Raw genomic sequence first — 21,673 nt, forward strand, 5'->3', positions numbered from 1 at the left:
AGGCTCCGGGCTGGGTCGAGAGTTCTCCCCGGTGGGCAGCGAAAGCGTCGGGTCTAGCATGGGGGTCATGCGCGTTCTCTTCGACGGGTTCTGGTGGGTTCGAGGTCCGGCCTCGAATCGTCAAGTGCTGCGCGAGTTCGTGTGGGCCTGGCTGCGCGAGTTCCCCGAAGACGAAGTCACGGTGGCGGTGCCCCGAGCATCCATCGATATTGCGCGCTCAGAACTGCCCGCGAGCGCGGACGTTGTCGGCACCCGCCTCCGACCTCAGGGTGTCAGTGCGATCGCCGAGCTGCCCTTCATCACGAAACGGCTGAACGCGGATGTCACCATCACCCACAATTTCACGCCAGCATTCGGGCGGTCGGCGGTCTTCATCCACGACTACATGTTTCTCACGTCGCCCGAGTGGTTCACGCTCAAGGAACGTGCGTACTTTGCGCTAATGCCCTTGAGTTCTCGGCGGGCGACGTGGCTCTTCGCGTCGTCGGCAACGGAGGCTGCGCGAATCAGTCGCCTGAGCCAGGGTCGCCCCGTCACGCCCATTGGGCTGGCCGTGGGGCGCGGGCTCACGGAGTCCGCTCCACGAAAGCCGCCGGGGCTCGACGACTTAGCGGGCGATTTTCTGCTCTGTGTTGGCCGACTCAATGCCCGCAAGAATCTGGCGAACACCATCGAGGCAGCCCTCGCCTCGGGTCGGGCCACCGAGCGCACTCCGCTCGTGATCGTTGGCGAACCGCAAGGGCGCAGCGCTGAGCTGCCGGCTGCGGTAAACGCTGCCGCGGAGAGCGGCGCCATCCGATTTCTCGGCTTCATCGACGACGACGAATTGGCATGGCTCTACGCCCACACGGCGCTGCTGCTCTTTCTCACTCGTGACGAAGGCTTCGGGCTTCCCGTCATCGAGGCGCTCTCGTTCGGCGCACCGGTTGTCGTGAGCGACATCGTTGTCTTTCACGAACTAGCCGGAGCGCAGGCGACATTCGCCGACCCTGATGATGTGGCGGCTATCGCTGCGGCAATCCGTTCGGCGCCCGCGCGCGAGCATCCGTCCATGGACGGCGTGACGCTAGCCTCGGATGCCCCTCTACAGCCAGCAGAAAGCACCCGCTATTCCTGGGCGGCCAGCGTTCGCGCCCTCCGCGCGCGCATCGTCGACGACCCACACCGGGCCTCACGCTAACCGCTCCATTTCGAACCGAGCTAATCCTCTTAATAGGGGCACGCGCGCACGGCCGTCCCGACGAGGTTTCATTCCTCTTAATAGAGCAGCATTTCTGAGTCATGATCGGGCGCCCGCCGCTGACTGCGCAGTCCGCTTCGCGTGAGCTGGTGGACTTGCCGTGTGGCGGTAATGAGTGAGTGTCGGAGGGCGCCGAGGCCTCCCGAGCGTGCCATCGGTTCCGTTCACGACAGCTCCTCTCATGTCGGCCTGCACGGGTACACGAAAATCCCACTTCTCGTGGCGCATATCAGCGACGGGTTTTGCCCTCACCGATCTCCCGATGACAACAGTGAGGGCGTCTGGGGAGAGACATGCTGGTTGGGGTGAATGGTGGTGCGCGCCACAGCGTTCAGCGGCTCTGACTTCAGTGAGCGCGCACACGATTAGTAGGCTCCGACCGGGTTGACGAGCACTTTGAAGGTTCGCCACATGATGACAAGGTCACCGACGACCGACCAGTTTTCGACGTAGTAGAGGTCGAGGCGCATGCTGTCTTCCCAGTTCAGGTCGGAGCGGCCGTTGATCTGCCACATGCCGGTCAGCCCTGGCTTGATGTAGAGGCGACGATTGACCTTCCCTTTGTAGGCGCGCACTTCGCTAGGCAGGGGCGGTCGGGGACCTACGAGGCTCATGTCGCCCTTGAGTACGTTCCAGATCTGCGGCAGTTCGTCGAGAGAATATTTGCGGATGAAGCGTCCGACTCTGGTTACTCGGGGGTCGTTCTTCAGCTTGAAGAGCACACCGGAGCCTTCGTTTTCCGTTTGCAGTTCAGCCAACTTGGCGTCGGCATCCGAGACCATAGAACGGAACTTGAACATGCGGAACGTTTCGAGATCTCGACCCACCCGCACTTGGCTGTAAAACGCACCACCGGGGCTTTCGGCACGGATGACGAGCGCCAAGAGTAGAAACAGCGGCGCCAGCACCAGAAGGGCAATGCTGGAGACCACGATGTCGAGCCCCCGCTTCACGACATGCTTGCCGCCCTCGAACTGCGGAATCTCAACGTGAATGAGCGGCAGGCCCTCCACTGGTCGAAAGTGGATGCGGGGTCCAGCCACATTGGCAAGGCATGACGCCAAAATCAGCTCAGCAGCGGTGCCCTCTAGCCTCCAGGCGAGGTTGCGGATGAAGTCGTTGCCAAAGCCGTGATCGCCGGCGACGATGACCGCATCAGCCCCGAGATCCGCTGCGGCCTCCACCACCTCTTCGGGAGTAAAGCTATAGGGGTGCGGAGTGCCTGCGGTTTTGGGGGCGTTGACTTCGGGGTCGGTGAGCACGCCGACGAGCTTGAAGGCCGTGCTCAGGTTTCCCTTGATGCGGGACACCACGTAGTCGATCTCCGAACGAGTGCCGACAACGACAACGCGGGAGAGCGCATGCCCGTAACGACGTTGCGTCGTAAGCCACCGACGCCACGACCACCTACTGACGAGAAGGCCAACGACGCCCAACGCCATCGTGACCACAGTTGCTTTTCCGGGAAAGCCAACCTCGACGATGAGCACTGTGACAGACAGCAGCCCAAAGGCAGTCATGCACGCGGTGATGACACGCTTGTATTCGTTGGGCCCGGAACCAATGATGCGCCAGTCGCGGGTATGGAAGGCCTCGAGCACCAGAATCCACACGAGCGCGATAGCGCCCAAACCCAGCCACACAATTGGCGGCAACTCTGACATGACGCCGGGGGTGCTATCGACGGCCGCCCGCATGAAGACCGCGGCAATCATCGTGACGACGATAATGGCGGCATCCGAAATGAGCAGTCGTGTTTGGTAGGCACGGGCCCAAGCCACCCCGGAGTCGGGGTGCGGAGTGCTCGGAGCGTGGGGCTCAAATTCCACACCATCAACTAATCGAAGGTGTGCTCGTTCTCTATCGTTGGGCTCTGATCCAGGAAGTTTTCGGAGCTGACTCATCGGTCAACTTCCGCACTGGCACGCCTGAACATGCGGGCGTTGCACAGGCGTGTGGTGCAGCTGCTGAGCGGAGGACAGGGGAGATTCGGTTATAGCCTGCATCGGGATCACGACATTTCGGGTGTCGACATTGGGGACGCTAATAGGAGCGCTGCGGGGGCGCGCTCGGAGGTGGCGCGCTGATCGGCACGCACTGCGGGGCGGGTTGGTTAAACTGCTCTGGTACTGCTGACCCCCCAAAGGGGGTAGTGGAGAACATACTCCCCTCACACCGCGACTCGTACCCCCATTTTGGGGGTCACTCGGCGTGTCGGTTTGACGAAACCCGAGGTTGATTACACCTAAGTCCCGCGCAACTACTGGGGTGCGGGGCTCAATAAGCGAGCATTAATCGCCATGAGGGAGCGCGTGCAACTTACACAACTGGTCTACCGCGAAGCGCCCCAAAGGCTTCGAGAACGCTACGACGCGACAGACGCAGCGACACCCGCCCAGTAGCTTCCTGCGGGGAACGAGAACTCGGCGACCGACGACTCGTGCATCTGCGCCGAGTAGCCCGGAGCCATCGGAACCCGGTAGGCGCCGTTCTCGACGATGCAGGGGTCAACGAAGTGTTCGTGCAGGTGGTCGACGAACTCGGTTACCCGGTTCTCGAGCGTGCCCGATACGGCGACGTAGTCGAAAATCGAGAGGTGCTGCACGAGCTCGCAGAGGCCAACGCCACCAGCGTGCGGGCACACCGGAACGCCAAACTTCTTGGCCATCAAGTACACGGCAATGATCTCGTTCGGGCCGGCGAGGCGGGCCGAGTCGAGCTGGCAGAAGTCGATCGCTTCGGCTTGGAACATCTGCTTGAAGAGCACACGGTTCATGCCGTGCTCTCCCGTGGCGACACCGATCGGGGCAACAGCCTTACGAATCGTGGCGTGACCGAGCACGTCATCCGGGCTCGTCGGCTCTTCGATCCAGAGCGGGTTGAACTCGGCGAGCGCCTTCACCCAGACAATCGCCTCATTGACATCCCACACCTGGTTGGCGTCGATCATGAGCTTCGCGTCGGCACCGATCACGTCGCGAGCGATACCGCAGCGACGGATGTCCTCCTCTAAATTCGCTCCAACCTTCAGTTTGATGTGGCGGTAGCCGGCATCCACGGCCTCCTGGCAGAGACGGCGAAGCTTCTCGTCGGAGTAACCCAACCAGCCGGCACTCGTCGTGTAGCAGGGGTAGCCCGACTCGGTGAGCTCGGCAATGCGCTGCTCCTTGGTGGGAGCGAGTTCGTGCAGCATCGCGATCGCTTCCTCTTTAGTGAGGGCGTCGGTGAGGTACTGAAAGTCAGCCGTGTCGACGAGTTGCTCGGGAGTCATGTCGGCGAGCAAACGCCAGAGTGGTTTGTTGGCGCGACGCGCAGCGAGGTCCCACACGGCATTCATCACGGCGGCCATCGCCAAGTGCTCGACACCCTTTTCTGGCCCAAGCCAGCGCAGTTGCGAGTCAGACTTCAGCTCGCGGTAAATGCCACCGAGGTCGCCCACGATCTCGTCGACATCCCGGCCCACGAGAGGTGCGGCCCGCTGTTCAGCAGTGAGCGCACAGATGTCATTGCCTCGACCAATAGTGAAGGTGAAGCCGTAGCCCGCGACGCCCTCTTCGTCGGTGCGGAGTACAACGTAGGCGGCCGAGTAGTCGCCATCTTTGTTCATGGCGTCTGAGCCGTCGGCGGTGAGCGACGTCGGAAAACGCACGTCGTAGACGTCAACGCTGGTGATAGTAGTCATGCTGAAGAGTTCTCCTTGCTCAGAACCAATAAGAGGTATGTCTGCGCGGGTGAGGCGCGTCTGGTGCGCTGCAGTGCGCGGTATAGCTAGGTGGCTGGTCAGCTAGTCAACGTGGAAGACCTCGGGCAGCTCTTTCCACCACTCGCCTTCGGCACGATCATCCAGAGGCTGCTGCAGCGGTTCTTGAAGAGCCCACCACCGCTTCGTCTCGGGGTCCGCGGCAATCGCTGCCTGATCGGCTTCGTAGTCGTCCCCCGTGTATTCGAAGTACGAGAACAGCAGGTCGCCGTGACGATAGATCGAATAGTTGTGGATGTTGCTGGCCGCGAGTCGTTCGAGAATCGTTGGCCACACGGCGGCGTGGTATCGCTCGTACTCGTCTCGGTTCTCGGGTGGGAGGCCGATGACCTGGGCTACTCGTTTCATTGTTATCCCTTCACCGCACCAACGGTTTGTCCACGCATCAGGAAACGCTGGGCCGTGAGGAACACGATCAGCAGCGGGATCATGGAGATGAACGTGGCGAGCGCGAGCTGGGGCATATAGAGCTTCACGTCGAGGCCGGCCGCCACTGTTGCGTTGAACAGTGGGCTGGCGCCGATGAGCTCTTGGATGCCGATTGAAATCGTCTTGTTTTCCTGGTTCGAGGTTAGTAGAGCCAGCGGCAGGAAGAAGTTCGTCCAGTTGGCCACGAAGGAGAAGAACGCGACGAGCGCGACGACTTGCTTCGAGATGGGCAGTGCCACGTAGAAGAAGGTGGAGATCTCGCTGAGGCCATCGATGCGGGCTGCTTCTACTAGCTCTTGCGGCATCGTCGTCATGAAGTGGATATAGACGAGGTAGGTGCCGAAGGGGAAGAAGCCCATGATGACAGCGACCGGCCAGAGCTGGCCGACAGCTCCGATCGCGTTCACTTCGAGGAACAGCGGGATGACGAGAACAGTGTTCGGCATCACCATGGCGAGCAGGGTGGCGAAGAGCAGCACCTTGCGGCCACGGAATCGCAGTCGCGCTAGCGCATACCCCGCCGGAAGCGCCGCGATAAGGGCGAGCACCCCACCAACGATGGCAATCACGAGGGAGTTTCCTACCCAGCGGGTGAAGAGGCCACCGTCACCGGGGCCGAAGCCGTTGATCTGGCTCCAACTGAACACAACGTTGTCCCATGAGACACCGCCGAGACCAAGGAATCCGTCGGTGCCGGCAAGGACACCCTCTTGGCTGCGGAAGGCCATCGCAATGAAGCCAATGATGGGAAGGATGAAGGCGGCAGCAACGATCACCATGACGGTGATGCGGGCAATTCGGCCGACGGTCCAGTGTTTGGCGCCGACGACGCCGGGAGCGCTGTTACTCATCGCTTCTTCTCCTTTTCGTCGCCGAAGAGTCCACTCTTCATCACGATGACGACTCCAATGCTGAGGGTGATTACGAGCAGAATGATGGAGAGTGCTGCTGCGGCCGGGAAGTTTCGGTTAGTGAAAGCGAAGGCGTAACCCAATTGGGTTGGTGCCCATTCGCCGGCGATCGCGCCAGACGAAATCTGTCGCAGCAGGTAGGGCTCCAAGAAGAGCTGGAATCCATAGGCAAGGTTCATGAGGGCGGCATAGCCAATCCAGGGGCGGATGAGCGGAAGCTTGATGTGCCAGGCCAGATCCCAGGCGCTCGCGCCGTCGATCTTGGCGGCTTCAAAGATTTCGTCGGGGATGCCGTTGAGACCACCGTTGACGACGATGATCCAGGTTCCGACACCTTGGAAGAACAACATTCCGGTGAGGATCATCGGCATGTTGCCGTCGGTCACGATCTCTTTCAGCGACCCGAACCCGACTTCTTGCCAGAGTGGCGCGAGCGGTGACTGGGTGGGGTGAAGGAGGTAAACCCAGAGCACGAAGTTCGCGATTCCGCTCAACGCTCCGGGGATGAAGTAGAAGAACCGCATTGTGTCGCCGAAGCGGCCGGGGCTGGCATGAACTAGCAGGGCCAAGCCGACGATGCCGACCATCATGAGCGGCAACCACACGATCATGACGGAGAAGATATTGATGAACGTTCCGGAGAACCGATAGTCGGTGATTACCGTGATGAACGAGTCAAAGCCGCCGAATCCGCTGGAGGGATCGACGAGGGTTGGTGCTTTTTGCAGGGCGATCCAGAAGGCATAGCCAATGGGGATCGCTGCGGCAACAAGAAGCAGCGCGAGGTAGGGGGCAAGCAGAATCCAGGCGCCGCGTGATTCCGCGTGGCGTGTACGGTGACGCCGGGGTGTGGTGGATGCACGGGGGCCGGTGGCCGGTGGCTCCGTGCCTTTCGTGGCTAGCGTTGAGCTGCTCATGTAGTCCTCGCCTATGAGTTCGGGAGTGGAACAGAGCGTGGGGGCCTCAAGGATCTGAAACCCCCACACCTGCTGTGCCTAGCTGGTTACTTCTATTCGGCGGTGACCGTGTAGCCGACCGAGTTGGCGCGGTTCACGAGTTCAGTACCGAAGGTGCTGAGTGCGTCGCTGATGGATCCGTCGGCGATCAGCGTGGGGCTGACCGTTTCGGTCCAGGCAGCACCGGTGTCGTAGAGCATGTACGAGTACGGAGCTACTGCGCCGGCGGCATCCTTGAATGCCTGCTGCACGGAGTCAACATCGGCGAAGTAGCCGTCTTCTGCGAGCTTCTCGAGCCAAGCATCCTGGATCGGGCCGTAACCGGGGAGACCGGTTGAGAGCTCAACCTGCCATGCCGGGTCGGTCGCGACGAAGGTTGCGAAGGTCAGCGTGTTTTCGAGCTGCGTTCCGGTGATGTGCGAGGAGACGCCCCAGAGGCCGCCACCTTCGTTACCAGCGGTCGGGCTTGATTCGCCTTCCCAGGTCAACGGTGCGCTTGCACTCATCTCGCCGGCAGGAATCTTCCACGTGTCGCGGAAGAGGTAGTTGCCCCACCAAACAGCACCGGGGCTCATGACGAGGTTGACTCCAGCTGCTGCGGCGTCACCGTCGAAGATGCCCTGTGTGGTGAGTGCTCCACCGTCATACATCTGGGTGAGCAGTTCGTTGGCGCGAACACAGTTCGGGTCATCAAGGTTGATGTGAACTTCCGACTCGGAGAGACGGTCGTTCGTGGGGCAGTCCGCAGCCTGAAGGTAACGGTTGACGGCGTAAGCGTCGCCCAAGAATCCACTGATCTTGTCGGGGTGGTCTGCTGCAATCTCCACAGCCAGGTCGCCGTAGCCTTCCCACGTGGTGGGCAGCGTGTAGCCGTTTTCGTCGAAGAAGGCCTTGTTGTACCAGAACACGTCGGGCGCAGCGTCGTTGCGGAGGCAGCGAATCTGACCATCGATGTCGCAGAACGAAAGCACTGCGGGGTCGTAACCATCGATGACATCGGGAAGCAGATCGGTGAGGTCGGCAGCGTAGTTGCTGGCAGCACCAGTTGCCCACGCGATGTCGTCGTTGGAGGGGAAGAAGATGGCGTCAGGCCATCCTGATCCGGCAGAGTCGAAGTTGGCGAAGGCCTGCTTCACGGTCTGGCCACCAACGGTTCCATCGATCTGGACGACGTCGATTTCGATCTCAGGGTGTGCTTCCTGGAAAGCTTCTGCGGCGGGAACACGGGGCGGGTCAACCCACACCGTGATTTTTCCACCCGAGTCAGTCTGCTCGGGGGCGGTGGCGCCTCCGTCAGCTGAACAGCCGGATAGAACGAGTGCAGCGGCGGAAATAATGGCCACTCCTGCACTGGCGGAAAGGAACCTCTTCGTCTTCATTGACACTCCTTGGTGGGGTTACTACTGCTTCGTAGTGGAGAGAAACAAGACGCTGGAACGGCTCGAATTCTCCGGTGCTCAAACGTTATACCAAGCGCGGAAGTTGTGCAAACGTTTGATCAAAGGTTTTTCAACTGTTATTTAGCGTGCGCGTTCGTTGCCCTATCGGCCAATACGTGCGGGATCGATGCCATAAAACTCCGCAGCCGTACGGCCAAGCAGCCGCTCGCGGTCCACGGGATCCACGCTGTCGAAGAGGGGCTGGAGGCCCTGCCACACGCGCGTGTAGCCGCCGGCAAGCACCGAAATAGGCCAGTCGCCGCCATACATCAGCCGCGATGGGCCAAACACCTCGAGGGCGCGATCGAAGAACGGGCGCACATATTCGGTCGTCCACTGCTGCGGATCTCCCGCTGCCGAATAAAGCCCGCTGATTTTCGCGTACACATTCGGGTTCTCAGCGGCCTCAGCAATTGCGGACCACCAGGGTTCATGGTCGGCAAGCCCGATGGGCGGCTTAGCCAAATGATCGATAACCATGCGAAGTTCCGGATGCCGCCGCGACAGCTCCGGAATGATCGCCAAGTGTTCCGGGAGCACTGCGACCACGTCGAAGGTGAGCCCGGCGCGTTCCAGCACCGTGAGCCCCTCGTCAACGTTCGGGCGCAGCAGCCACTCCGGATCGTCCTGATTGTGGATGAGAGTGCGCACCCCGACCATGCGGGTGTCGCCTTCCCATGACTCCACCGTGCGGGCCGCCTGCTCGGGGCGATCGATGGGCGCGTAGCCCACGATCGCCGCGACTTCATGATTGGCGGCCGCGCACTCGGTCATCAAGCGAGTGTCATCGAAGTTGTCGGCCGACTGCACTTGAACCGTGTAGTCGACACCGGCAGCCCGTAACTCGGGCAGGAGGTCGTCAAGCGTCATCACCCGATTGATCGGGGCGAGGGATTCATCGAGCCAGTCATAGTGAGCCCGATTGGGGTTCCAAATGTGCTGATGGGCATCAATTATGGGAAAAGTCACGATAACTACCTCTCACTTGTGGCCAGTTTAGAGAATCCCGTGCCGTTCCCATACGGTGCGCAAAGAATCTCCGGCAAGCAGTTCAGCCAGAACCGTTGATTCGTTGGCGGCCCGCGTACGAGCACGAGTGAGAACTTCCTCTTCGTGCGCCCGCGGGATCACCACAGCACCATCGTCATCGGCCATCACAAGATCGCCAGGAGCAATGAGCACTCCGGCCAACTCGACGACAACATCCGACGCGATTACCCGCATGCGCGCACGGAAATCGATCGGGCGGCGCGAGCGCGAGAACGACGGAAAGCCGAGTTTGGCGATCTTGTCGGTGTCGCGCAGGTTGCCATCAGTGATGACGCCGGATGCTTTCGCTCCCAGTGCTGCCGCGCTGAACAGTTCGCCCCAGAACCCCGAGTCGTTGCTGTTGTCGGTAGCGATCACAATCATCTGGCCAGCACCGATGCCGTCAATGAAGTCGATCGACTCCTTGTACGGGTCATCGAGATCTGATTCGAGAGCCGGCGCAAAACGCACCGTGCGTGCGCGACCGAACGCGCGCGAGCCGGGAGTGATTGGCGCGAAACGTTGGTTGAGCACTTGATTGCGCAGGCCGGATTCGTCGCACGAATCGCTAAGAATCGCGGTCGTGAGGCGCTCGTCGCCGGGCAACGGCGTGAAACCTGCGTTGCCGGCTTCGGGCGTGGGCGCTGCGGCTCCGGATGCTTCGGGCGCGGCGTTAGCGGATGCTGCGTTAGCGGATGACATGGCCGCCTCCCGGGCTGAACGGGAACTGCGCTTCGATTTCGGGAGTGAGCTGGATGCCGAGGCCGGGAGCCTTCGGAGCGACGATTCCGCCATCCTTGAATTCGACCTCTTCCACTCGCATCGCTTCGCGCAGCGGGTTGGGCAGGGTGCAGTACTCGAAGAGCTCAACGTAAGGGTTGGCGAGCACGGTGTGCAGGTTCGCGGCGAAGGTGACGCCACTGCCCCACACGTGGGGAACGGTCTTCACGCCGGTGGCGTGAGCGAGCTCAGCGACCTGCGCGAAAGCCTTGGGGCCTCCCACGAAAGTGACGTCGGGCTGGGCAACATCGAGCGCGTTCGCATCGAGCAGTTGGGCGAAATCCCGCACGGTTCCGTTGGATTCGACACCGGAAATCGGCACGTCGACGGCGGCACGCACGGCGGCGTAGCCAGCCACGTCATCCGCTTGGCAGGGCTCTTCGTACCAGCGGGCGCCGAGCTCAGCGGCCTTCTTGCCGACGCGAATTGCTTCGTCGACGGGCCACGGGTCAGAGGCACAGGCCTGCACGGCGTCGATGACGAACTGCACGCCCTCGGGCAGCAGCGCCGTCACATGGTCGAGCAGTTTGATGGTGGTGTCGGGGTCGGTCATGGCGCGGAACTTCACGGTGCCGAAGCCGGCCTCGATCTGCGCGGCGGCCCAATCGGAAACCTCGCCGAACGTGGTGCCGAGTCCGCCACTGGCGTACGACTCGATCCAGTCGCGCTTGAGGCCACCGAGTACTTCGTAGGCGGGCACGCCAAGGCGCTTGCCGACGGCATCCACTGCAGCGGTTTCGATTGCTCCGGCAACGCCGTTGAGCATTCCGCCTCGCGCCCAGAAAGCGGTGTAGGCGCGGAGGTGGTCAGCGACTTCGAGCGGGTGAGCAAATTCGTGGTCAAGAACGTAGGGGCGGAAAGCGTCGACGATTCCGGGCACGGCGGCGGCGGCCATAATGCCGGCTCCGGCTTCTCCAACTCCGGTGGTTCCGTCAGAGAGGGTTACTTCGACGAGGGCGGCATCCCATGACCAAATGGTGCCTCCTACCCACGTGAGTTCTTCTCCGGGCTGGTACCGGTGCGAAAGCAACACTGCGCGCACGGCGGTAATGGTTAGGGCTGTGTCAGTGGGTCCCATGGAAGGGCGCCTCGTTTCTACTAGCGAGCGATAGTGGTTACGGTATCTGATCAATCGTTTGATCACAAGCATGTAAGACCGCATCCGCGAAAGAGCGGTCGTTAAAGGCAGCTACAGCGCAGCAACCAGCCCGGCAGCTTCGAGGTCGCTCCAGAGACCGTCGGGCATCGTGGCGGCGTACCGCTCGATGTTCGACCGCACTTGGTCTCCGCCGCGAGCGCCGACGACCACCGAGACGACCGCCGGATGCCGCAGCACGTAGGCGATAGCGGCTTCGGGAAGCGTGACGCCGTGGGCTTCACACGCGTCGGCCACACGATTGGCCTGCTCAAGAATGGCCGGTGGGACAGGCCCGTAGTCGAAGGTGGCGTCGGGGCTGGGGCGGCTACGGCTCAGCAAGCCCGAGTTGTAGACGCCAGCGATGACGATGCCGACGTTGCGTTCGACGGCAAGGGGCAACAAGTCGGCGAGCGCCGTGTCGTCGATGAGAGTGAAACGCCCCGCGCACATCACGAGGTCGACATCGGCGCGGCGGATGAGTTCCGCAAGCGGTTCCGCCGCGTTCATTCCGGCGCCGACGGCCTTCACCACGCCCTGTTCGCGCAGCTCGATGAGAGCCGCGATGCCCTCGGTCGACGCCTGCTCGAAGTGGTCATCGGGGTCGTGCATGTAGAGCACATCGAAGTGGTCGAGGCCGGCGCGGGCGAGAGATTCTTCGACTGAGCGAAAGATGCCGTCGCGGCTGAAATCCCATTGACGTTTGGTGACGGCGGGCACGGCGAAGCCCTGGTCATCCATCCGGTCTTCTCCACCGGGGTTGGGCACGAGGAGCTTGCCCACCTTGCTCGAGATCACGTATTCGTCGCGCGGGTGAGCGCGCAACTGTTCACCGAGGCGACGTTCGGAAAGGCCAAGACCATAGTGCGGTGCGGTGTCGAAATATCGAACCCCGGCGTCCCAGGCTGCAGCGACTCCCTCTTCAACTTCAGCGTCGGTGGTTTCGCGGTACAGGTTGCCGAGCTGGGCGGCACCGAGGCCGATCTCTGTCAGTTCAAGTCCACGCTGAGTTGATCTGGTCTTCACTGTTGGCTTCTCCAGGGAGGGTTAGCGCGCCGGGGGCGCAGTAGATTCGCGCACGATCAGCTCCGGTGCTGGATCGGCGATAACGCGGTCTTCGGCAATGCCGGAGTTGATGTTGTCCCACAGGCTCGCCATGGCGGCGCGACCCAGTTCGTACAGCGGCAAGCGCACGCAAGTGAGCGGCGGCCACGCAATTTCGGCCGTCCACGTGTCGTGCATGGCGACGATCGACATGTCTTCAGGAACGCGGATGCCCAACCGTCGTGCCTCAGAGAGCACACCGTGAGCGGCGTTGATGTTGGCCACCACAACCGCTGTGGGAGGGGTCGAGAGCTCGGCCATGGCATCCAGAGCCTGAGCGCCCTGCTTGGGGTAGTACCCAAAGTCAGTGACAAGTTCGGGTTCGACCGTGAGCTTCGCCGCAGCCATCGCCTCGAGGAATCCAGCAAGTCGACGTTGGCCCGACTCCGAGGTGGGCACACCGCCGGCGTAGCCGATGCGGGTGTGACCGAGTTCGATGAGGTGCTCGGTCGCGAGGCGCATCCCGGCCTCATCTTCAAGACGAACAGAGCCGCCGCTGCCGGGGTTGATCGTGTTGATCGAGATCACGGGCAGGCCGCTGTCGGTCACGGTGCGCAGGTCGTCGCCACTCAAGTGGTCGCCGAACTGCACGAGCACGCCGTCGACGCGCCCCTCACCCATGAGGCGCGGGATCGACTCTTCGCCCTCGGGCAACCGTTCGGTGCTAGCGATCAGCACCATGTAGTCCTTCGTTCTGGCTTCTTCTTCGACGCCGCGCATCAGCTCGGCGAAGATGGCGTTCGTGACACCGGGCACGACAAGACCAACGGCATGAGTGCGCGACGACTTGAGCGCCCGCGCCGTGAAGTTGGGGCGATAGTTGAGTTCTTTCGCAGCGTCGTGAATACGTTGCCGCGTTGCTACGCTCACGCGCACACCGGGTTTTTCACTCAGCACACGCGAAACCGCCGACACCGAAACTCCGGCGCGGGTCGCAACATCACTCAAAGTAGCCATGAGAGCCAGTGTATTCGGGCAACTACTCGCTGGTACGTCGATTGACCAAATACAGGTGCGTGAGCACCATCACGGTATCGCCGTGTTGGTTGACCACCGTCACCAGCTCGTGCAGGTAGCCCGCCTCATCCGGTCGCTTGGCATGCAACGACATTTCGTTGATCTCCGCCGTCACGCGAATGGTGTCCCCAATGAAGACGGGGCGGATGAAGCGGATGCGGTCATAGCCATAACTCATGGCCTGCGGGTTGATGTCCCCTGCCGTCATTCCCACCGCGACGGAGAGGATGAGCGTGCCGTGGGCGATGCGCTGACCGGCGGGCTGCGTTGCCATCCATTCGGCATCCATGTGGTGCGGAAAGAAGTCGCCGGTTTGGCCAGCGTGCAGCACGATGTCGGCTTCGGTGATGGTGCGGCCGACGGTTTCGCGGCGCTCCCCCACCTCGTGGTCGTCGTACCAGCGGTCTTTCGTGAGCATCAGCGCACCAGCCATTCTGCGACGCCCGCATCGAGGCGTTCGCGTAGTTCAGCGATTGTGATCTCGCCGAGCAGGGCCGAGGTCACGAGCGGGGAGACCGCATTTTGGAGTTCGATATAGGTCGCGAACCGGGGGCGCATGTAGGCGCCTTCGAGGGTCGCGCGCGTACCGGTGAAGAAGTCGAGACTGTCGGCATTGGTGCGCGCGCTTTCCCACGCGACCGCGTTGCCGGGCTGGCCACCGCCGTCGTAGTACGACCCCTCTTGCACGGGGCCGGACGCGAGCCAGAAAGCGTGGGCGATCGCAACATCCATCACCTGACTGCGTGACGACACTGCGATACCGGCACCACCGAGGAGTGAACCGGCAACACCACGAGTCGAGCTCGGGATGTCGATGTACTGCACGCGGTTCGGGCGATAGCCGACACGCGAATAGTTGGTGTATCCGAAGAGCAGGGGCGAGTAGGCGAAGGTGTCGCTCTCAGCCAGCACATCGGCAACCTGAATCGGGTTGAAGCCAGCGTTGTCGGCGGGCACCAAGCGGGCCAAGCGCGTGAGCAACCCCATCGCGCGGGTCAAAGTCTCCTCCGACAAAAACCTGCCGGGCGTTGCCATCGGATCTTCGCCGAGTCCGGCCGCGATTGTGATGAGACTTGAGTACGAGTCGACGGGCTTGAACGGCCACAGCACGCGACCCTCCTCGGCGAGCGCCATCACCTCATCCCAGTTGCGGGGCGGTTCGTCGAGAAGGTCGGGGCGGTACGCGGCAACTTGCGCTGCAGCATCGAGCGCGAGGCCCCACTGCTGCCCGAGGTGCTGGTACGACTCGTGGGAGCGTCCGACCGACTGCGTGGCCAAGGTCTCGAGTTCTGCATCGAAGCCGCACCCGTTCAGGGGCGTGAAGAGTTTGTCTTCTGCCGCAATCGGAATGTGCGGATGATCGATCACAAGCAGGTCGTATTGCTCGACCAGACTCTCCAGATCTTGGTCGGCAAAAGCCTGCAGTGAGCGGTACTCCCACTGCACCTCAACATCGGGAGCAACCGAGCGATACGCTTCGGCGGCCTTCACGACGCTGCCGTAGCCGCGCTCGTGTTCCCAGGTCATTCCGCGAACGATCGTCGGGCTCACGCGGAGGCCTCCTGGGTCGCGGCGGCGCTGGCGGGTGCGGCACCGGCGGCGCTTGCAGCAGCACGCGACGGGAACTCTGCCCGGATCCGGTCGTTATCTTCGCCGAGAGTGGGCGCCGCTTTAGTGCTCGTGAGAATCTGGCCGTCAACGCGGATGGGGCTGCGAGTGGTGAGCAGTTCGTTGCCTCCGCGGTTCACGGGCTGCGTCATCCGAATCGCTTCGAATCCGCCCGAGTTCAACAGCTCGTCGAGCGTGAGCACGGGAGCGCACCACACGTCGCCGGCATCAAGAATGTCGAGCCACTGTTGGGTGGTGCCGGTCGCGAACCGCGCCGCGAGAATCTCTTCGACGTACTCTTGACGATCCCACGCCAGTTGCGGGTCGTGCATCGCACTCAGTTCGGGCATGCCGAGCAGGTCGCCCAGTTTCGGCAGCGCGTTCATCGCCATTGCGATGTAACCATCAGTGGTGGGATACGTTCCGTAGGGCGCCGCCAAGAAGGCGTGGGCCGAGTGTTCGCCGTGGCGCTGCACCGTGATGGTGTCGTCGTTGAGCTTGGTGCTCAGCAGTTCGAACTGCAGATCGAGCATCGCTTCGAGCAGGCTGGTCTGCACGAGCCCGCCCTTGCCGGTGCGGAACTTGCGCACGAGAAGTGCCGTCACGCCCTGGGCAATGTGGCAGCTCATCAGGTGGTCGGCGATCGAGAGCCCGACCGGCACGGGGCCGTCAGCCTTCGAGCCGTTGAGCCACGGGATGCCCGACATCGACTGAGCGAGCAGGTCTTGCCCGGGACGATCCTTCCACGGACCCTCTTCGCCGTAGCCGGTCGCGCTGGCGTAGACGATGCCGGGGTTGATGGCGCGCACCGATTCGAAGTCGAGCCCGATGCGTTCCATCACGCCGGGGCGGAAGTTCTGGATGATCACGTCGGCACGCTCGACGAGCTCTTTCACGTAGGCGAGGTCGTCAGCGACCTTGAGGTCAGCGGTGATCGACTCTTTGTTGCGGTTCATCGCGTGGAAGGAAACGGTGTCGCCGTCGAACTCTCGACCGGCGAAAGCGAGGGTGCGACCGATGTCGCCCGTGCCGGGTCGTTCAACCTTGATGACGCGGGCGCCGAGGTCTGCGAGACGCATCGCGGCTACTGGTCCGGCCAAGAATTGGCTGAAGTCCAGAACCAGAATGCCCTCGAGGGGGCGGTCCATTGGCGCAGACTCCGTTGGTGCGCCGTTGTCGTCAGTCATTGCTGTTCAGCCTTCTGTTGATACTCGTGAACAATCGTTTGATCATGCTAGTATGACGCAGAAATACACGCAAGGGAACCAGGCCGCGACATCCGGTGCCGAGCACCGTCGTTGCCCCGCATCCACCCTTCGTGTCCACTAATCGCAAAGGAGCGCACCAGTGCTGAGCGTGAGTTACGTAGGCGAGCAACGCCTTGAGGTCAAAGAGTACGAACCGAAGCCTCCGGCCGCCGGTGAGGTTCAAATCGCCGTCGCTTACAACGGACTGTGCGGCACCGATATGCACATCCTGCACGGCAACATGGATGCCCGCGTGCAGCTGCCTTTGACCTTCGGTCACGAAATGAGCGGCACCATTTCCGCTCTCGGCAACGGCGTTGAGGGGTGGAACGTGGGCGACCACGTCACCGTCATGCCGCTCTGGTGGGACAACACGTGCCCCGCCTGCCTCGCCGGCAACCAGCACATCTGCCAGAACCTCGACTTCATCGGCATCGACTCCCCCGGCGCCCTGCAGGGCAAGTGGAATGTGCCCGCCGAGACGCTCGTTGCCCTCCCGCCCGAGTTGCGCCTCGATCACGCCGCGCTCGTTGAACCTGCCGCGGTTGCGGTGCACGATGTACGCCGTTCGGAGTTGGTGCCCGGAGACAAGGCCGTGATCATCGGTGGTGGTCCTATTGGTGTTCTCATCGCATCCGTCGCCCGCGAATTTGGCGCTGAGGTCGCGGTCATCGAGATCGACGCCGGTCGTCGAGCTCAGATCGAAGCACTCGGCTTCACGACCATCAGCCCTCTCGAGGTCGACCAGGTTGCCTGGGTCAACGAGTGGACTGCGGATGCCGGTGCCGATGTGGTCTTCGAAGTCTCGGGTGCTGCGGCTGCCGTGCTCGGCGCCACCGACCTTGCGAAGGTTCGCGGAACTCTCGTGGTCGTCGCTATTCACCCCACGCCCCGCGAAATCAACCTGCAGCGCGTCTTCTGGCGCGAGCTCACCATTATGGGAGCGCGCGTTTACCAGCGCACCGACTTTGAAAAGGCCATCGAGCTGATCGATAGCGGCGTCATCCCGGCCGAGCTGTTGATCACGCGCATTGTGCCGCTGTCGCAAACCAGCGAGGCTTTTGCTGATCTTGCTGCGGGCAAAGCGATGAAGATTCTCGTGGATGTCGCGGGCCAGAAGTGAGCACGACAGAGACGATCACGTCAGAGAAGGGCAACCCCATGAACGGCATGTTTGACCTCACCGGATCCACCGCGGTCGTCACGGGCGCACGTCGTGGAATCGGCTTCGCCATGGCCGAGGCACTCGCCGCTGCCGGCGCCAACATCATCGGCGTGAGCGCCACCATCGAGGCCTCGGGCAGCGACATCGAAAAGGCTGTCACCTCGTATGGCCGCACCTTTGAGGGCATCGCGTGCGACTTTGCCGACCCGGATGCCGTAGCCGCGCTGGGCGAGACACTCTCGACCCGCAACGTGGACATCCTCGTCAACAACGCCGGAACCATCGAGCGCGCCCCCGCCGCCGAGCACCCCACCGAACTGTGGGATCGCGTGCTCCAGGTGAACCTGTCGAGCCAGTTCACGCTCACCCAGGCCATCGCTCGCTCGATGATCGAGCGTGGCCGTGGCAAGATCATCTTCACCGCGTCGCTACTGAGCTTCCAGGGCGGCATCAACGTGCCCGGTTACACGGCAGCGAAGTCCGGCATCGCCGGGCTCACCAAGGCACTCTCGAACGAGTGGGCTGGCAAGGGCATCACCGTGAACGCGATCGCCCCCGGCTACATCGCGACCGACAACACCCAGGCGTTGCAAGACGACCCCGACCGCTCGAAGGCGATCCTTGACCGCATCCCGGCCGGCCGCTGGGGAGTCGGCAGCGACCTCGCGGGCGCCACCGTGTTCCTCGCGTCGCGCTCCTCCGACTACGTCTCGGGCGCCATCCTCAATGTGGATGGCGGCTGGCTCGGCCGCTAGACCTCACACGCAGACGCTGTTGGCATCCATCCTCGTCGGTGGGTGCCAACAGTTGTTTCTGGTTGTGCGCGTAGAAGTCGGATCACGTCAGTGGATGTCAAATAGCCATCTGAAGCTGTGAGACACGCTACAACAGAAGCGAATGCGGGGCTCGACCGAGAGAGATTGAAGCTCATTGCAATGTCCTCGATGGGCTCGCTGCCTTGTTCGTATTGTTTCAGGTCGGCGGCATCTTGGCGAGGGCTGAGCTTAGGCGGCTTCCCGCTCAATCGACCGCGAGCTTTGGCGACAGCGATTCCCGCTTTCGTTCGCTGGCTAGTGAGATCAGCCTCGAACTCCGCCATCATGCCGATAACGTTGAACATGAGCTTGCCAATGGGGGTGCGTGAACCATAAACCACTCCCCCAACGTTGAGCTGAGCCCCCTTGTCTTCAACCTGACGGGCGACGTCGCGGAGATCTACAAGCGATCACCCCCAGGCGATCGAGCTTGGAGAAAGCAAGAGCGGCGCCTTCGTGGCAGGCCGCCAGCGCTCCACGAAGTCTCGGACGTTCGCGTTTTCGGCCGCTCAGTCCCTGGTCGACATAGATCCGGCGAGGATCAACTCCGAGCTTTGGCTGCATGTCTTGCTCATTGGTGGACACGCGAGCGTATTTTTCCCTAGAGCGAGTTTCTCGCAGTTCAGGAATCCGTAGAAGCCTCTTGATCCGTTCGTAGCGCAAACGTCGACGCCTCCTTTAACAGGTATTTCGAATCATGCCCGCCAACCTTCACTGCCGTGATATCCACATCGTTGCCGAATGTCGCTTGGTCGAAATATGGAGGAGAGCCAAATCTTGCTTTAGGGAAAGCCGCTCCGTCCCCAAACGTCGCCTTGCTGAAAGATATTGAACGCCCGAACGTTGATTGCGTGAAATTGGCGTCGTCCCCAAATATCGCGGCTCGGAAAGACGTTAGGTTTCCAACCGCCGCCTCTGAGAAGGTCGCTCCGTCCCCAAACGTCGCTTCAGCGAACGATGCTCCGCCCTCAAACGTTGCCTTCGAGAAATCTGCATCCTCCCCAAACTTCGCATCGAAGAAGGACACTCGATTCGCGAAAAAAGCCTTGGAAAAGTTCACGTCGTTGCTGAACCTAGACCCAGAAAATTCCGCACCCGCTTTGAAAACAGCATTGTGGAAATCCGCACGATCAAAGGTCGCGCCTTCGAAGTCGAAGTCGCTGGTCGACCAGCTAACGCCAGCACCTCTAACGATACGATTCGCGATAACCGCAACTATGGTTTGTCTGACTTCACGGTCGTTGAGGCGATAGACGAAGTTTTCTTCCACTCGATCGGAGCCCTCGGAAACCGAAGTCTTGCTATAACCAATTTGATTGTCCAAGTTAAGTGCCGGGCTATAGGGCAGACGTAAATATGCGCAAAGCACATCGATACATTGCTGGCGCTTGGCAGAGTTGCTCTCGTCAGCCACTCCGGCCATTGCGTACACGCCAGCCAAACGTATCGCAGGATCAGAATTACCCAGCTGAGCTGCGGCCGCACCGAAGCGTTCAACGAACCGACCCTGTTCAAGATCATCCTGCCTGCGGTAGGCGACGACGAGAGCTACGAACCCGCCAACACCGGCGGCGATGTAGAGCGACAACCTAAGGAGGTCGCCCGTGGCGAGCTGGCCAGGGTCGCGCCCTAGAAGCCGCTCTAGAAGAATCCACGCAACGAACGCAACTGCCGCACCAACCGACAAAGCCACGACAACGGCGACGAGCAGCGGAAGCCGCCGACGGCGCCTAACTCTCTTAAAAAAAGAACTCCAACGCTCTTTCCCGCTTTTTTCCACGAGCAACCTCGGCTTCCGCGACGAGCACTTCACCCGCCAATCTCTTGCGATTTTAGAGGGCCGCTACACCGACTTCGGGCTATCAGCCAAAGCCCCATGTTCTGGTTCCGTTTATGAAACGGTGTACGGGATGCTCTTTGGGGGGGGGGGGGCTAAGTAACGCTAACCCAATAGAGTTTCACAATGAGCAAATCTCCCTTAAGCGCAAAAAAAACGAAAATATACGCAAAAAAAACGAAGACCAGTCCAGAGGAAAGCGACCTCAACGCAATCATCCTCGCAGCGATCGCGTTTGGGGTCATCGTGATACTCATCGTGGTACTCCTCTTTTTCACAGATCAGCCCAACTTTGCTCTCTGGACAGGCGGCGCAACTTTCTTATGCATTCTCGTGAAGGCAGCAGCCACCACTTTCGCTCGAGATATCAACTTCAGCGAGGCCTCGAGAAAATGGCTTGAGGACGCGAGTTCAGTGGCGTCGCTCTTCATGGTGGTGTTTGGAGCCCCCGCCACATTGGTGACGCTGAACGTGTTGCTCAAATAACTGGGACAGCCTGGCCGACCGTCACCCTATAAGAAACACCCCAACACACCCACTCTGTGATTTGATTCGTGCCGGGGATCCTTTATTAGTTTCCGGCCGTCATACGAAATGCCTCTATAGGAGCAGCGCGAATGTCGCCGCGGTGTGCGTGGATCTCTCTCACGTCTCGATCGCTTTTCGCAGGTTCTTTTGTTCGGAACTGACCGGCTCGGGGCCGAATTTTTCCAGCGCGTCCATTGGGTTGCTTTCCGCAGTCGCTTAGCGGGCGATGTGGGTGATGGCCAGGAAGTCAGTTCGTCGTGCTTGTCCGGTGATCCAGCGCGCGACTTCTGCGGGTCGAGCGTCGAGGTGAAGTCCTGACGCGATTGTGGTGGTGCCGCCGGCGATGTCGAAGTACCGCTGGAGAGCTTGCCGTCCCAGGGGTCGGTCGAGGCGGTGTCGCGGGGGTCGTCCACGTTTCCGCGGGTGCCGATGTCGATGTGGAGGGCGACGTGGAGGGCGAACGTTCCGCCCATGTCTGCCGCGAGCGCCACACCGAATGGCAGGCGATCCTCGACCGCATCCCCGCCGGTCGCTGGGGCGTCGGTAGCGATCTCGCAGGTGCCACCGTGTTCCTCGCGTCGCGCTCCTCCGACTACGTCTCGGGCGCCATCCTCAACGTGGATGGCGGCTGGCTCGGCCGTTAAACCTCACGCGCACACTGTTGGCATCCATC

21 protein-coding genes and 1 pseudogene are annotated in these 21,673 nt (G+C 61.6%); 5 read left to right on the forward strand and 17 right to left on the reverse strand.

Annotated features, from left to right (window positions below):
- Window positions 1-67: 67 nt before the first annotated feature.
- Complete coding sequence (locus I6E52_RS08195) at window positions 68-1,180, forward strand: glycosyltransferase family 1 protein (RefSeq protein ID WP_197156234.1); 1,113 nt, start codon at window positions 68-70, stop codon at window positions 1,178-1,180.
- Between the two features lie 425 nt (window positions 1,181-1,605).
- Here the strand turns inward: I6E52_RS08195 and I6E52_RS08200 are convergent, their stop codons facing one another.
- The 14 genes from I6E52_RS08200 to I6E52_RS08265 all read right to left on the reverse strand — a co-directional run bounded on the left by I6E52_RS08200 (window position 1,606) and on the right by I6E52_RS08265 (window position 16,595).
- Window positions 1,606-3,069, reverse strand: a complete 1,464-nt coding sequence (locus I6E52_RS08200; protein ID WP_307842449.1) for a sugar transferase — start codon at window positions 3,067-3,069, stop codon at window positions 1,606-1,608.
- Between the two features lie 536 nt (window positions 3,070-3,605).
- Window positions 3,606-4,922 (reverse strand): L-fuconate dehydratase, encoded by a 1,317-nt coding sequence (locus tag I6E52_RS08205; protein ID WP_197156238.1) that lies wholly within the window; start codon window positions 4,920-4,922, stop codon window positions 3,606-3,608.
- 102 nt (window positions 4,923-5,024) lie between these two features.
- A complete protein-coding gene (locus tag I6E52_RS08210) occupies window positions 5,025-5,348 on the reverse strand; it encodes an L-rhamnose mutarotase (RefSeq protein ID WP_197122571.1) in 324 nt (107 codons plus the stop codon).
- 2 nt (window positions 5,349-5,350) lie between these two features.
- Window positions 5,351-6,280 carry a carbohydrate ABC transporter permease gene (locus tag I6E52_RS08215; protein ID WP_197109214.1) on the reverse strand — a complete coding sequence of 310 codons (930 nt, stop codon included), beginning with the start codon at window positions 6,278-6,280 and terminating at the stop codon, window positions 5,351-5,353.
- A complete protein-coding gene (locus tag I6E52_RS08220) occupies window positions 6,277-7,257 on the reverse strand; it encodes a carbohydrate ABC transporter permease (RefSeq protein WP_197109213.1) in 981 nt (326 codons plus the stop codon). Before I6E52_RS08220 ends, I6E52_RS08215 begins: the two co-directional genes overlap by 4 nt.
- Before the next feature lie 92 nt (window positions 7,258-7,349).
- Window positions 7,350-8,675: an ABC transporter substrate-binding protein gene (locus I6E52_RS08225; RefSeq protein ID WP_197156240.1), complete on the reverse strand. Its 1,326-nt coding sequence runs from the start codon at window positions 8,673-8,675 to the stop codon at window positions 7,350-7,352.
- 162 nt (window positions 8,676-8,837) lie between these two features.
- Entirely contained in the window at window positions 8,838-9,704 is an 867-nt protein-coding gene (locus tag I6E52_RS08230) for an amidohydrolase (protein WP_197156242.1), read from the reverse strand.
- Between the two features lie 27 nt (window positions 9,705-9,731).
- Window positions 9,732-10,466: an RraA family protein gene (locus tag I6E52_RS08235; RefSeq protein ID WP_231601799.1), complete on the reverse strand. Its 735-nt coding sequence runs from the start codon at window positions 10,464-10,466 to the stop codon at window positions 9,732-9,734.
- Window positions 10,453-11,622, reverse strand: a complete 1,170-nt coding sequence (locus I6E52_RS08240) for a mandelate racemase/muconate lactonizing enzyme family protein (RefSeq protein ID WP_197156244.1) — start codon at window positions 11,620-11,622, stop codon at window positions 10,453-10,455. The genes I6E52_RS08235 and I6E52_RS08240 overlap by 14 nt, the downstream gene beginning before the upstream one ends.
- A gap of 111 nt (window positions 11,623-11,733) precedes the next feature.
- Window positions 11,734-12,705 (reverse strand): aldo/keto reductase, encoded by a 972-nt coding sequence (locus I6E52_RS08245; RefSeq protein ID WP_197156246.1) that lies wholly within the window; start codon window positions 12,703-12,705, stop codon window positions 11,734-11,736.
- Window positions 12,706-12,726: 21 nt separating this feature from the next.
- Window positions 12,727-13,740, reverse strand: coding sequence for a LacI family DNA-binding transcriptional regulator (locus I6E52_RS08250; protein WP_197156248.1), 1,014 nt, complete (start codon window positions 13,738-13,740; stop codon window positions 12,727-12,729).
- Between the two features lie 22 nt (window positions 13,741-13,762).
- Window positions 13,763-14,218, reverse strand: coding sequence for a MaoC/PaaZ C-terminal domain-containing protein (locus I6E52_RS08255; protein ID WP_231601800.1), 456 nt, complete (start codon window positions 14,216-14,218; stop codon window positions 13,763-13,765).
- On the reverse strand, window positions 14,218-15,351 hold the full coding sequence (locus tag I6E52_RS08260; protein WP_197156260.1) for an extracellular solute-binding protein: 1,134 nt from the start codon (window positions 15,349-15,351) through the stop codon (window positions 14,218-14,220). Before I6E52_RS08260 ends, I6E52_RS08255 begins: the two co-directional genes overlap by 1 nt.
- Entirely contained in the window at window positions 15,348-16,595 is a 1,248-nt protein-coding gene (locus I6E52_RS08265) for a CaiB/BaiF CoA-transferase family protein (protein ID WP_197156262.1), read from the reverse strand. Before I6E52_RS08265 ends, I6E52_RS08260 begins: the two co-directional genes overlap by 4 nt.
- A 160-nt stretch (window positions 16,596-16,755) precedes the next feature.
- Here I6E52_RS08265 and I6E52_RS08270 point away from each other — a divergent pair, with 160 nt between their 5' ends.
- Both I6E52_RS08270 and I6E52_RS08275 read left to right on the forward strand, forming a co-directional pair.
- Window positions 16,756-17,778: a zinc-binding dehydrogenase gene (locus I6E52_RS08270; RefSeq protein WP_197156264.1), complete on the forward strand. Its 1,023-nt coding sequence runs from the start codon at window positions 16,756-16,758 to the stop codon at window positions 17,776-17,778.
- A gap of 47 nt (window positions 17,779-17,825) precedes the next feature.
- Window positions 17,826-18,575, forward strand: coding sequence for an SDR family oxidoreductase (locus I6E52_RS08275; protein ID WP_374059102.1), 750 nt, complete (start codon window positions 17,826-17,828; stop codon window positions 18,573-18,575).
- On the opposite strand, the pseudogene I6E52_RS14615 reads toward I6E52_RS08275, so the two are convergent.
- The 3 genes and pseudogenes from I6E52_RS14615 to I6E52_RS08290 all read right to left on the reverse strand — a co-directional run.
- Window positions 18,572-18,982: pseudogene (locus I6E52_RS14615) on the reverse strand (recombinase family protein); the annotation flags it as partial. The gene I6E52_RS08275 and the pseudogene I6E52_RS14615 overlap by 4 nt on opposite strands.
- A gap of 25 nt (window positions 18,983-19,007) precedes the next feature.
- Complete coding sequence (locus I6E52_RS14620; RefSeq protein WP_374059103.1) at window positions 19,008-19,199, reverse strand: recombinase family protein; 192 nt, start codon at window positions 19,197-19,199, stop codon at window positions 19,008-19,010.
- Window positions 19,200-19,257: 58 nt separating this feature from the next.
- On the reverse strand, window positions 19,258-20,415 hold the full coding sequence (locus tag I6E52_RS08290; protein WP_197156268.1) for a pentapeptide repeat-containing protein: 1,158 nt from the start codon (window positions 20,413-20,415) through the stop codon (window positions 19,258-19,260).
- A 183-nt stretch (window positions 20,416-20,598) separates the two neighbouring features.
- On the opposite strand from I6E52_RS08290, the gene I6E52_RS08295 reads away from it, so the two are divergent.
- Window positions 20,599-20,958: a hypothetical protein gene (locus I6E52_RS08295; protein ID WP_197156270.1), complete on the forward strand. Its 360-nt coding sequence runs from the start codon at window positions 20,599-20,601 to the stop codon at window positions 20,956-20,958.
- Window positions 20,959-21,449: 491 nt separating this feature from the next.
- On the forward strand, window positions 21,450-21,644 hold the full coding sequence (locus I6E52_RS08300; protein ID WP_374059096.1) for an SDR family oxidoreductase: 195 nt from the start codon (window positions 21,450-21,452) through the stop codon (window positions 21,642-21,644).
- Window positions 21,645-21,673 lie beyond the last annotated feature (29 nt).

The organism is Salinibacterium sp. NG253 (assembly GCF_015864945.1).
GTDB lineage: Bacteria > Actinomycetota > Actinomycetes > Actinomycetales > Microbacteriaceae > Rhodoglobus.